The 11,612-nt window shown below is 58.5% G+C and carries 12 protein-coding genes, 1 tRNA gene and 1 pseudogene; 4 read left to right on the top strand and 10 right to left on the bottom strand.

Translation table 11 applies throughout. The features are described 5' to 3' along the window. Positions 1-75 precede the first annotated feature (75 nt). Both NKH80_RS17545 and NKH80_RS17550 read right to left on the bottom strand, forming a co-directional pair. Positions 76-786, bottom strand: a complete 711-nt coding sequence (locus NKH80_RS17545; protein WP_254817516.1) for an RlmE family RNA methyltransferase — start codon at positions 784-786, stop codon at positions 76-78. A 58-nt stretch (positions 787-844) separates the two neighbouring features. Next, on the bottom strand, positions 845-2,275 hold the full coding sequence (locus tag NKH80_RS17550; RefSeq protein WP_352992684.1) for a Ppx/GppA phosphatase family protein: 1,431 nt from the start codon (positions 2,273-2,275) through the stop codon (positions 845-847). Positions 2,276-2,602: 327 nt separating this feature from the next. Between NKH80_RS17550 and NKH80_RS17555 the strand changes: the two genes are divergently transcribed. Further along, entirely contained in the window at positions 2,603-3,535 is a 933-nt protein-coding gene (locus NKH80_RS17555; RefSeq protein ID WP_352992726.1) for a lysylphosphatidylglycerol synthase domain-containing protein, read from the top strand. A gap of 111 nt (positions 3,536-3,646) precedes the next feature. Next, positions 3,647-3,720, top strand: a tRNA-Gln gene (locus NKH80_RS17560). A gap of 296 nt (positions 3,721-4,016) precedes the next feature. Here NKH80_RS17560 and NKH80_RS17565 read toward each other — a convergent pair. The 7 genes from NKH80_RS17565 to NKH80_RS17595 all read right to left on the bottom strand — a co-directional run bounded on the left by NKH80_RS17565 (position 4,017) and on the right by NKH80_RS17595 (position 9,796). After that, the gene (locus NKH80_RS17565) at positions 4,017-4,940 is read right to left on the bottom strand and encodes an AbiTii domain-containing protein (RefSeq protein ID WP_352992686.1); all 924 of its coding nucleotides are present in this window, start codon (positions 4,938-4,940) and stop codon (positions 4,017-4,019) included. Positions 4,941-4,970: 30 nt separating this feature from the next. Next, the gene (locus NKH80_RS17570) at positions 4,971-5,486 is read right to left on the bottom strand and encodes a hypothetical protein (protein WP_352992688.1); all 516 of its coding nucleotides are present in this window, start codon (positions 5,484-5,486) and stop codon (positions 4,971-4,973) included. Then, positions 5,483-5,917, bottom strand: coding sequence for a hypothetical protein (locus NKH80_RS17575; RefSeq protein WP_352992690.1), 435 nt, complete (start codon positions 5,915-5,917; stop codon positions 5,483-5,485). The genes NKH80_RS17570 and NKH80_RS17575 overlap by 4 nt, the downstream gene beginning before the upstream one ends. A gap of 437 nt (positions 5,918-6,354) precedes the next feature. After that, positions 6,355-6,786, bottom strand: coding sequence for a YybH family protein (locus NKH80_RS17580; RefSeq protein ID WP_352992692.1), 432 nt, complete (start codon positions 6,784-6,786; stop codon positions 6,355-6,357). Positions 6,787-7,258: 472 nt separating this feature from the next. Beyond that, positions 7,259-8,293: a hypothetical protein gene (locus tag NKH80_RS17585; RefSeq protein WP_352506544.1), complete on the bottom strand. Its 1,035-nt coding sequence runs from the start codon at positions 8,291-8,293 to the stop codon at positions 7,259-7,261. Positions 8,294-8,330: 37 nt separating this feature from the next. Next, the gene (locus NKH80_RS17590) at positions 8,331-8,990 is read right to left on the bottom strand and encodes an acyl-homoserine-lactone synthase (protein WP_352689416.1); all 660 of its coding nucleotides are present in this window, start codon (positions 8,988-8,990) and stop codon (positions 8,331-8,333) included. Positions 8,991-9,073: 83 nt separating this feature from the next. After that, entirely contained in the window at positions 9,074-9,796 is a 723-nt protein-coding gene (locus NKH80_RS17595) for a LuxR family transcriptional regulator (protein ID WP_352689417.1), read from the bottom strand. Positions 9,797-9,948: 152 nt separating this feature from the next. Here NKH80_RS17595 and NKH80_RS17600 point away from each other — a divergent pair. Continuing rightward, positions 9,949-10,200, top strand: a pseudogene (locus NKH80_RS17600) (cysteine hydrolase); the annotation flags it as partial. 23 nt (positions 10,201-10,223) lie between these two features. After that, a complete protein-coding gene (locus NKH80_RS17605; RefSeq protein ID WP_352689418.1) occupies positions 10,224-10,697 on the top strand; it encodes an N-formylglutamate amidohydrolase in 474 nt (157 codons plus the stop codon). 65 nt (positions 10,698-10,762) lie between these two features. On the opposite strand, the gene NKH80_RS17610 is transcribed toward NKH80_RS17605, so the two are convergent. Beyond that, on the bottom strand, positions 10,763-11,497 hold the full coding sequence (locus NKH80_RS17610; protein WP_352992695.1) for a hypothetical protein: 735 nt from the start codon (positions 11,495-11,497) through the stop codon (positions 10,763-10,765). Positions 11,498-11,612 lie beyond the last annotated feature (115 nt).

The following is an 11,612-nucleotide window of genomic DNA, read 5'->3' on the forward strand; positions in this document are numbered from 1 at the left end:
CCAATCTCCCCCCTCGTGGGGGAGATGTCCGGCAGGACAGAGGGGGGGCGCGAAGGACCGCTACAGAGCGATTTTTCACGCCGTGCCGTTTCCGCCTTTAAAATCTTTCGCCAAGAGATAGAGCTCAACCGATTCGTCGCGCGAGGCCGGCGGCTTGACGTGATGGACCGAGCGGAAATTCCGCTTGAGTCTCGCCAGCAATTCGTTCTCGGCGCCGCCCTGAAACGTCTTGGCGAGGAAATGTCCGCCCGGCTTCAATACCGACAGCGCGAAATCGGCCGCCACCTCGCACAGATGCATGGTGCGGATGTGGTCGGTCCGCTTGTGGCCGGTGGTGGGTGCGGCCATGTCGGAGAGCACGATATCCGGCTGACCGCCCAGCGTCTCGGCCAGCTTCTCAGGTGCCTGCGGATCGAGGAAATCCATCAGCAGCACCGGCGCGCCCGGCACCGCGTCCATCTCCAGGTAATCGATGCCGACGACGTTCGGGTGTTCCGCGGTAGATTTGGTACGTGCGGCGGCGACCTGGCACCAGCCGCCGGGTGCCGCGCCAAGGTCTATCACCTTCATGCCTGGCTTGAGCAGATGGTGCTTGTCGTCGATCTCGATCAGCTTGTAGGCGGCGCGCGAGCGATAGCCGTCGGCCTTCGAGCGCTGGACATAGGGATCGTTGATGTGGCGCTGCAACCAACGGCGCGACGATTCCTTCAAGCCGCTTTTCTTCTTGATCTTCGTCTTCAGCACGCGAATGCCGGCGGAGCTCGGTCTTTCCGGTTTCTTGGTCATTGCTTGATTACTTGTTTGAGCATGATCTTGTCCGAAAACCGGTAGCCACTTTTCGGGATCATGCTCTGCCCCGCCCGCTGTTGCGCCAGACGCCGTCATCGGCCATCAACTCGCTCAGTATGCCCTCGCGCAGGCCGCGGTCGGCGACACGCAGCCGTTCGGACGGCCAGACGGCACGGATCGCCTCCAATATGGCGCAGCCGGCCAGAACCAGGTCGGCGCGGTCGGCGCCGATGCAAGGATTGGCGACGCGCTGCTGGAAATCCCAGCCGACCAGTTTTTTGACCATGCGATCGACGCTGTCGCGGTCCATCCACAGCCCGTCGACGCGGCGGCGGTCGTAACGTTCGAGATCGAGATGGACGCCGGCCAGCGTCGTCACCGTGCCCGAGGTGCCGAGCAGATGGAATTTCGGGCTGGACAGGAGGTGGCTCAGCCGGTCGCGCCCGTCGAAGGCGCGCAGCCGTATTGCGACATCCTCGACCATGGCGCCAAAGATCTCACGCGTCACCGTGCGGCCGCCAAAACGCTCGGCCAGCGAGACGACGCCGACCGGCAGCGAGGTCCACGACACGATGTGGTTGGCGAGCCTTGGCGAGCGGTGGCCGGTAAGGTCGATCAGCGCGATTTCGGACGAGCCGCCGCCGATGTCGAACAGCACGACGCCTTGCGTGTCGCGCTCGACCAGCGAGCCGCAGCCCGACACCGCCAGCCGCGCCTCGGTCTGGCGGTCGATGATCTCGAGCTTCAGGCCGGCCTCGCGCTCGACGCGTTCGAGGAACTCGACGCCGTTGGCGGCAGTGCGGCAGGCCTCGGTAGCGATCAGCCTGGCCTTCCTGACCTTGCGGTTGCGCAATTTGTCGCCGCAGATCTTCAGCGCCTCGACCGCGCGGTCCATTGCAGCCTCGCCAAGCCGGCCATTGGCGGTAAGGCCCTCGCCCAGCCTGACGATGCGCGAGAACGCATCGATGACGCGGAACTGGCCATGGCGCGTCGGCACCGCGACCAGCAGACGGCAATTGTTGGTGCCGAGGTCGAGCGCGGCAAACACCGGCAATTCCTGCAGCGGTGGCGGCGTGCGGGCACCCTGCCCCGGCCTTGGCAAGGCTGGAGGCAATTGCGCGATTGAAGCCGATTGCGCGATCGAGGACTGGGGCGCGATCGAAGCCGCTGGCTGGGGCTGGCGAGCGGCCGCGGCCCCGCCGTCGGCAGGCACCGAAGTGCCTGTTATCACCGGACGAGCCTCGTCGCGTACGAAAACCTTGCGCCCGCGCCGCCGCTTGCGCCGCTTCTTGGGTTTGCCGTTCTGATGCGGGCCGTTCTGACCCTTGTGATCGTGGGACGTGTCGCCAGCCTGTCCATTGCCGGACCGGGGCTGCACCTGACGGCCGTAGCGTCCGGCGGTTGGGTTTGCCTGGCCGGATGGCGGCGGCGAACCCCTGGACACGCCCACTCCCGGCGCACCAGCGCCGGCTTCGTGGTCTTCCACTGTCGTTCCTTCCGGCGCCGCGCGAACCGGAGACCGGACGCAGCAGGCGCTTTTACATGTTCAAGTTGCGGCCAGACTATCAGCGCCGGGCCGGATCACCAAGAGTGCAAGGGCCGAATTTTGCCGACGGCATGAAGGCGACGACGTTGGTGATCCCTTCTCCCCTTCTTGTGGGAGAAGGAAAGACGCCAGCGCCACAGCGCGCCTTCCCGGTTGAATAGCCGGCTTCAATGAGGCATTTCTGAAATGAACCATTCGGGACCGCGGGCGGTTTTCCTGCTGCGAACCGGAAAACGGGTACGGGCTGCAACGCATGATCGTCAGGCAATGAACTGGAGCCGCTATTTCTGGCCCGTCATCGGGATCGCCGCGGTGGCGTTCTCGCTGTGGCTGTTGCTGCACGAATTGCGCGGCATCTCGCTCGACGATGTCTGGGACGGCATAGTCGCCATCCCGGCGCGCGGCTGGGTGCTCGCGGCGCTGAGCTCGGTCGTCGCCTATGCCTCGCTCGCGGGCTACGACCACCTCGCGCTTTTGCACATCGGCAAAAAAGTGTCGTGGCTGTTCGTCACCTTCTGCTCATTCACCACTTACGCGCTGTCGCACAATATCGGCGGCTCGGTGTTTTCCGGCGCGGTGATCCGTTACCGCGCCTACGGCACCAAGGGCCTGACCGGCCAGGATGTCGGCGTTCTGGTGGCGATCTGCTGGATCACCTTCGTGCTGTCGACACTGTTCGTCTCAAGCATCGTCCTGCTGCTCGAGCCCGAGGTGATCGACCGGTTTTCCGGCACGCCGCATCACCGGCTGGCGCAGGCGGCCGGCCTTGCCATGCTGCTCGTGGTGGCGGCCTATGTCTTTGGCAGTTGGCTGCATCTGAGACCCCTGAGGATCGGCAGCTTTCAGCTGCACTACCCGGCGCTGCCGATCGTGGCGCGGCAATTGCTGGTCGGCCCGATCGAGCTGCTGGCGGCGGCGGCGATCATCTTCTTCGCCCTGCCCGCCACCGGCAATCCCGGCTATTTCGTCGTGCTCGGCGTCTTCCTGGTGTCGTTCTCGATCGCGCAGATCTCGCATGCGCCGGGCGGGCTCGGCGTGTTCGAGGTGGTGTTCCTTGCGGGCTTGTCACATATGGACCAGGTCGGCGTACTGGCGGCGCTCCTGGTGTTCCGGCTGTTCTACCTGATCATCCCGCTGCTGATCGCGCTCGGCGTCGTGCTGTTTTTCGAGCACTCGCAATACAGCCGCAGCGAGAATTGAAGGCGCGGGAAGACGACGATTGAACCCAGACACAGGGTTGACTATTTTCCGGCGGCGGCTACAAGGGCCGCGCGGCTGCTTGACGGCCCACCCTGCGCGACAAGCGCCTGCTGGGGAATAGGTTAACGGTAGACCCACGGACTCTGACTCCGTTAGTCCTGGTTCGAATCCAGGTTCCCCAGCCAGTTGATTTCATTAGCTTTTTTGCCCTTTCCCAAAAATCAGAAATATCATTGAATAGGGTCAGAATAGGATTCTTGGGCGATCCACGGCGTTCCATGGCATCATTCGCGCCATGTTATCGCCGCATCAAAAGCTCCGCCCCACCAGTCGACAAACCCGTTTTTCGCGCGCGGGCACCCGATCAGCGCCACCAATCCACGCGCACGGTAAAAAATTCTCCGCATGCCGACCGCGCCGGCCCCCAAGCGCTCGGCCTCCGCAAATTTGCACCGCCCCCTTTAACGTGATCAAAGTACCGTCACTTTAGGCCGTAGTACTGCATAAGTGCTTCCTTCACCACCTGAGTACCAACCTCCTTGCCGATCCCCCAAATTTCCATTGCGCCCTTTTTGGCCTTGTCAGCGAGCCACTTCGCCCCCTTTTTGCCAAATGGCTCGTCGACGCCTTCGGGCTGCTCCGCAGCGGCGATAGCGGCCAGTTCTTCCGCCTCTTTCTTAGGAATACCCTTCCCGGTGAGTGCCGAGATCAAATCATCCCTGCTGCCCTTTGCGACGTTCAGGGTAATCTGTGCCGACGAACCGGTGCTGCTGATGTTGGTCACGTCGCCATAAAACACCTGCTGCGTTAGGTGGGTGACTTGGGCCTTGTCCTCCGGGGTAATGGCCTCAGCCGATTGCCCGACCACGATTTCGGCAGCGGCAGGAACATTCTTTTCCAACTCAAGGGTTAGATCGAGGACCTTGGACCGCACTATCTGCTGCACACGCACAAAGGACCCAATGTCGATTGAGCTATTTATTGCTATACATGACATTCCCACATAAATCTTTCCCTGCAGTAATAGTATAAGATCACCGCAATCTATACCGTATCTCCCGCGATTTTCTGATCTTGCAACCATTGAATCAATAACCGATAAACTGTCTCTTATTTCGAAATCAGCCCAGTGATCTCCACCATACGTTCTGACCAAGTGTTGAGGTATTGGAACATTGTTCAGCTGCCTGGCTCTGTCGACAAAGGTCCCGGTGTAGACCACGCCTGTCATGCGATAATCCGGCACTTCAGCGTCCGTCGGGTAGCCATCCGCCTCGTGCTTCACCCATTCTTCCAGAATGTCGCTGCCAAGCTTGGAGGCCAAGAACCGGAGCCTTAGCAGTGTCGAGCCGACGCCCCCTTTCTCGTCCAATAGCGCCGATTGGATATCGTGCAGTAACGCCACGCACTTCTCCTCGTTACCTCGCCGCGAAAGTCAGAAGCACACCGGCCAACAGCACCAGCTTGACTCTCGAAATAGTGGCGCGCGCCCTTGGCTCACACTTTCCGTGCCAAAAAACATCAGCATTGCGACATAAGATGTCTCGATCATATCCATCGCTGCCGACGGACTTTTAATGCCACATTCGATCAGAAATTCCCGCATCTTCTCGCGTTCATCGGAGAATATGCTGATGACCTCTGGTGCATTCGCGCGAAGCAGCGGTACTTCGGTTTGACCCTTGGATTTCCCAATCACCTCATCGAGTAGTTGCACGGTCCCAAGGGCGCGGCTCACGTCGTCAAGGCGCTTCTTCCGAAGCAATTCGACGTAGAAGGAAAAGATGACGCGCTGTTGCGTCACCAATTCGGGCGATTGAAGGGATTCTGTGGCTTTGGCGATCAATTCGGCAGTCCCCAGAGCATCTTGTGCCTGCGCGGGGCGGCCGATTCCCAACATGGTAGTGGTAGCTAGAAGGCCGCCTAAGGCCTTGCGACGGTCGACGATCATTTTGGTTTCCCCCCTTGTACCACTCTGTAGTTGCAAATAAAGAAAATGAGGATCGCAACGAAGCCAAGTGCAAAAAACAGCATTTGCCCGAGAAAGAAAAATTGCGCGTCTCCCAACCCGGCGTCCCAAAGCTTACTACGGAATTGATCGGGAGTTATTTCAGACGTTTTATCTATAAACGCGAAATCAGGCATAGAGTGAATAATGTTGCCATACGCAAGGTAGAATAGCGCTATTGATAGGCTCATAAGGACAATGGCAGCGAAAATGAGGAGCATCGCTCGAAGGCGCCGAGCCTGCGGTAACTCTCCTTGTGTGACTCGCCAGCTAATGAGCGCGATACAGCCGCCTACCACAGCAGTGGCGAGAGACGCGGCGAATTCACCTTGCCTGATGACGGCATCAATCAGTACTTGAACAACACTATCCATGCTCCCCCCCCCGTGAGGAGTTCAATCCTCACTTCAGATATACCTCTCGACAACCCATGGCTGTCAATGACGGGAGAGGGCAATTCTGATTTGTATGCCGGGCAGTTTCTACGTCACGCAGGAATTACGATGACAGTGCACTTTTACCATGTTGCCCCCGCCGCATGGTTTGCACCTTGCCCGCGTTCCCGGTCTGCCGCATCCCAGTACACCGTACGGGCGAGCCGAAGTGTTTTCACGTCCGAAGACTGTATGTTCCACAAGAACTGCTCATCGAGTATTGTCGCCGTCGCCGATGTCGCGGTTTTCGATGGACCCGTGGGCCGAGCATCGCCGGGCAAATCGGCAAAGCCGTGAGAACCCGGAAAACGAGGCAGGCGGCGAAAAGAAATTAGTGAACCGTCACCGTAATTCCTAAAACCTCTCCGGCAACCCTTCTACTCCCCGACAATGGACGTCGGCGGGCGTGCCGAGGTTATCGGATCGGCATGACGAAGGACGATCCTCCACGCGCCTTCCTCGCGCCGGAATATGGTGGTGACTCGAAGCGCAATCGGCACCAGTTTGTTGCCACCACCGACCTTGGATTGGAACCGCTCGACCTCGATGATGTATCCCAAGTCGGCTGTCGCATACTCCGAGATGCGCTCAAAGCCGATGGCCTTGCCGTGCCGGTAATTGGCGGCGGCCCGTTCCATCGTCTCAGCGGCCTTTCTCCATCCCTTCGCCGGCGGGCCAAAGGGATTGGCAATAATGACGTCGTCCTGTCGCGAGTAGAGGTTTTTCAGGGGCTCAGGATCGCCCTTTACGAAGGCATCCAGAGCCAGATGATCCTGCTCGATGAATTTCGTTAGGTCGGAGGCTAACATCTTAACATCGCCACATGACTAAAAAGAGAACTCTATCAAGCGCTTCATCCGCCTTGCCGTAGGCGTTCGGGCTGGTGTCCGGAGTATAGATCAGAATTACGGTGAGTGCACTTTTTACCATGTCGCCTCCGCCGCATGGTGCACCTTGCCCGCGTTCCCGGTCCGCCGCATCCCCCAGCACCGTCCGGGCGAGCCAAAGTGTTTTCACGTCCGAAGACTATGTGTTCCACAAGAACTGCTCATCGAGTATTGCCGCGTCGCCGATGTCGCCGTTTTCGATGCACCCGTGGGCCGAGCATCGCCGGGCAAATCGGCAAAGCCGTGAAACCGGGAAAACGAGGCAGGCAGCGGAAAGAAAATAGTGCACTGTCACCGGAATGCGGATGAAGGGGATTGCAACGGAGGGTTCAGAGCCATCCGAAAAAGGCAGTGCTTGGCTAGGCTTACTGCAATAGCACCGCTCACTAAATTTTTACTGAGACATCAACGTTATTGGAGCACATGGTTTTTCATCTGCAACATGACCTCTACCGCTGACATAAGTGTAGCTTGTACAAATATTCTCTGAACTAATTTGACCAACACACCCAAATGTCGCCCAACCACCAGGCGCATAATGATTTGTCGCCTTCGGGCACTTATACAACTGTATCTTTGACAAGCTTGTTGTAAATCCTTCTAGTGACTGAATTCGGATTTCAGTTCTAACTACTGCTTCACCGATTCTCACCGTTTCCTGCATCAGTTTTTCCGACTCACTAAATTTCAGATCGCTGACGCTTGGCAGTGTGATGAAGGGAGTTGAGCCACCAGAGGTCTGTAACGCTATTCGTACACCTTCGTCGCCCGCTTTCTCGCAAGCTATAGCGGTCCCGGCAGTTTCAACATTTATGGGGTTCGACGGAGGGTCACCAGGCTCATAAACTATTCCACCAATATTGCATTTAACTGAATTTTTTGCTCTTCCGACAACCGAAATACCGGTAATTTGCCTATTCAAAGAACCCGTATTTGCTGTCACACGTAGCGTTCCTGCAAAATCTTGTCCATCCTTAGATACAGTGTATTCAATATATAACGCATTTTCAGAAGACTGGCGCACGCATTCGAGCCAAGACTTAACAGCAATGCTCGCTACAACTGACTCATAGTCCCCAGAAAATGCCGATTTTAGATCAGATGCTGTAGACTTGCAGAACGTAGTCTCTGATATGTTCCAACGACCAGTTGACGACTGTTTTGCGTCCGAGGCATCAATTGAAAGTAGCTTGTATCCCAAGCTAAAACCACTATTTCTTGCTGTAGACTGCGCCTCTCCCACATTGCTGTATTCTCTGCTACACAAATCATCTCTTGTAGAAAACGCAAGCGTGGAATTTATGTTTGACGAAATTTTATCGTAGGCTTTTTCTGTCAAGGCCACGCTGCAATATGACGGGTTTTGCGCGTGAGCATAAGGCGTAACCATAAGGAAAACACTACTCAGAAACGTTGCGCGATTTAACATGCTGATGCTCCTTTTGAGGAACTCAAGAATACCCTGCTCATGAAGCTGCCTGCCACAGGCTTCTTTTGTGATCGATAAACGGCACCTGCCTCCCACGCCGAACCAGCAACGAACGCCCAATCCCCAAGATCTTCCGCACACTCGCGAGTGCCGCCTCGTTCACATCGATATACGCGACGATGTACCACTCGCCGTTTTCTTCCCTGGCCATGCCCAACGGCTCGGCCCGCCATTTGAGCGCGCCATGGTGTGGCATGAAGTAGGTTTCCTGGATGCCGCCGACGGCGCCGAGGCCCTCGTCGAGAGCGTATTCCATCACCGCGCAGCACAGTTGTGTGAGCGTGCCGCGCAGCCCTGCGATGCGCTTGTCGGGAACGACGAATGTGCGCGTCCATTCGGCCCAATCGGGACGCCTCGGGACGCCCGATTTTTCGCACATGTGAGAAAAAACCTCCGAGACCATATGCGGCTCGCTCGTTGGGATCAATCGAGCCGAAGTCACCACGCGACCATCTTCGATACCCAGCAGGTAAGTCGCCGCGTCGGTATCGAATTGGTCTAGCTCGCGACCGTCCGGGCTCGGAGGGCGCCAATGTTTCTGGTGCACGAAGAAATCGTGCCGGCGGCGCAGAAACTCGTCGAATTCGTTTTCATAGAGATGCTTGTTATGCGCATTGACTACGTGGGCCGTTATCATGGCGCGATCCCCCGATCGTTCTCAAAGGGATACTCGCAGTCGCGCTAATATACGTCACCTGTCCGATGGGACAGTTGACGCGCTTAGGGATGGATCAGGCGCCGGCGCACCGCTTCGACGACCGCCTGCGTGGTCGTTGCGACGCCAAAAGCCTCGCGAGCCCGTGTCGAGTGCCATTTGACCGTGCGCTCGGTCAGGCCAAGGATCTGCGAGGTTTCCGACGAGGTCTTGCCGGCCGCGGCCCACAAGAGCACTTCTTTTTCGCGGTCGGTCAGCACGCCCTCATGGTCGTCATCGTCATTGGCCAAGGCCTGGATCGACATGCCCGCGTAGACCGCCATGGTCACCAGTTGCACCTGATGGCGCGGCGAGAGGGTGCAGCACTTCGCGGAGGAGGCGAACGACAGCACGGATTGCCAGTGGTGAATGCTGAGCATCGGCACAGCGAAGCCGCTCCAGATGCCGAACTCCGTCGCCTCGCCGGCGACGCGTCGGGAACCTTCCGTATCCGACCACTTTGCCGGAACTTCGGACCAGAGGAACGGCTTCAGGGTCTTTGCCGAGTAGATGCAAACACCATCAACCGCGGCATGCTCGGCCTCGACATAGCGTTCGAACCAGCCCGCCGGCCAGCCATTCAGTTCAACCATCGGCGCAAGTTTCTGGCCACTGAGCGGCACACCGCTCAGGATAAGATGTTCGAAGCCGAGATTCCTCACGGTATCGAGAAGGTCGCTCAGCAGCGGCCCGGTGGCTGTATGTTTCCTGCAGCGTTCGACAAAGTCGAACACGTCTGAATCGATCATCACAGAGACCCCCGTCTCCACGCCCGAAAACAAAGTTTAACTCAAATTAGCAACTTCGAATACTCCCAATAAGTGTGTCCGCCACGCAGGACGCGTGGACCAAAATCAGCTAAATCAGCCGGATTGTGATCACCAACTGACAGGACCCAAGCATGACGCCAGCATTGCCGAAACGAAACGAGCCGTTCCGGGCCGGCGAAACCGCGCTGCTCTTGGTCGACATGCGGCGGGTCTGGCTCGAGCCGGGTGCTGATCCGGCGCATCTGGAGCGCGGGCCCGATCACTATTTCTACCGGCAGGCGGCGTCGCAAACGATCCCCAACCAGGAGCGCCTGCTGGCGGCGCGGGCCAATGGCGTCGAGGTGATCCACACCATCATCCAGAGCCTGACCGAGGACGGCCGCTTGGTTCCAGCGGCAGCATTCCGGTGCAATCGGAGGACACGGACATCCCCGGCAATGTCGGCCTCGATCCGGAGGAACGAAGCCGGCGTGCCGAAATCATGTTCGCGCCGTTTCATGACCGCGTGGCCGCCCATCTCGACGAGCAGGCGAAGCAGGGCAGAGCGACGCGGATCGCGACGATTCATTCCTTCACCCCAGTCTTCCTCGGTGTTGGCAGGCCCTGGCACGCCGGCGTCCTTTACGACCAGGCAATCGAGTTCGGCCAGGCAGTGCTTGCCGGCCTGAACATCGACGGTGCGCTCAATGTCGCGGCAAACGAGCCCTACGTGATCAGCCGCGACGGCGACTACGCCATACCGGTCCATGGCGAGGATCGCGGCATTCCCGCCGTCCTCATCGAGATCAGGCAGGACCTGCTGGCGAGCCGCACCGGCATCGAGGAATGGGCGAAGCGCCTGGCCGCAGCGTTGCCGGCGCGGCAGAGGCAAGCTTCGTGAACAGACTCGGCTGCGTAAGCGTAACGCGTGAACCCAGGCGCTGGTGAAAAGCTTGGCGAAGTTCCTTAGGAGAAGATTTCCGACAGTTCTTCGACGCTGGTGCCTTCCTTGACCTGACGCAGCTCGACATAGCTAACCGCCGTGGCAACCGACAGCACCATCGACAGTACGGTCGACACCAAGGCTGCCAACACATCTGCAATGATCCCGCCAAACATGACGATGACTGCCAGCATTACCCACTGGATGACCATCGCGATGACCATCAGGATCAGGAACAGGCCAAATAGCGGCCAGCGGTTGCCCTTGGTCAGCACACGGCTGCGCGACATCGAACCGAACACGCCAAGCCGCTCCTGAATCAGAACCGGCACTGCCACGCACCATCCGAGCCATAAGATGATGCCGGGAACCAGCAAAGCTATCGACGCCAGGCCCACACCCAGGGCGACGAGCAGGCCAATACCAAGGGTCGGCAGCAAATTGCGGATGGCTATCTGAATGCAGTCGCCAAACGTCGGCCGCTTGCCATTCAAGTCCTCGATAGTCGCCCGCACCAGCGCCGATTGTAGCAGCAGCGCGAAAACGAACGATAGCAATCCCGTAATGACCGTAATCCATGAATTCTGAAACATCATAGACGCATCGGCCGCGGCGCCGGGGTCGCCCTGCAGAACCGCATCTATTTGTGGTTGGCTCCACAGCCGAAGAATAATCGCCGGCAAGCCTGAAAACAGCAGCGCGAGCCCAACGCACAAGCCGATGTTGCGGCCGATTACGGCGAAGCTGTTGTTGAACACCCTGCCGATCTCGAATTTCTCAGGCCGTTCCAGTGTCGTTGAAGCCATGATTTCCCCCCGTGTTTCGCCGTAACAGTATCACGGCGCCCCTAACAGTGATTCTGCCAAGATTGAC

It is taken from the genome of Mesorhizobium sp. M0904 (assembly GCF_040319475.1).
Classification (GTDB): Bacteria; Pseudomonadota; Alphaproteobacteria; order Rhizobiales; family Rhizobiaceae; genus Mesorhizobium.

Coding starts and splice junctions, on each gene's coding strand:
- NKH80_RS17545 (WP_254817516.1), bottom strand. CDS start 786: ATGACCAAGAAACCGGAAAGACCGAGCTCCGCCGGCATTCGCGTGCTG.
- NKH80_RS17555 (WP_352992726.1), top strand. CDS start 2,603: ATGAACTGGAGCCGCTATTTCTGGCCCGTCATCGGGATCGCCGCGGTG.
- NKH80_RS17570 (WP_352992688.1), bottom strand. CDS start 5,486: ATGATCGTCGACCGTCGCAAGGCCTTAGGCGGCCTTCTAGCTACCACT.
- NKH80_RS17575 (WP_352992690.1), bottom strand. CDS start 5,917: ATGGATAGTGTTGTTCAAGTACTGATTGATGCCGTCATCAGGCAAGGT.
- NKH80_RS17580 (WP_352992692.1), bottom strand. CDS start 6,786: ATGTTAGCCTCCGACCTAACGAAATTCATCGAGCAGGATCATCTGGCT.
- NKH80_RS17585 (WP_352506544.1), bottom strand. CDS start 8,293: ATGTTAAATCGCGCAACGTTTCTGAGTAGTGTTTTCCTTATGGTTACG.
- NKH80_RS17590 (WP_352689416.1), bottom strand. CDS start 8,990: ATGATAACGGCCCACGTAGTCAATGCGCATAACAAGCATCTCTATGAA.
- NKH80_RS17595 (WP_352689417.1), bottom strand. CDS start 9,796: ATGATCGATTCAGACGTGTTCGACTTTGTCGAACGCTGCAGGAAACAT.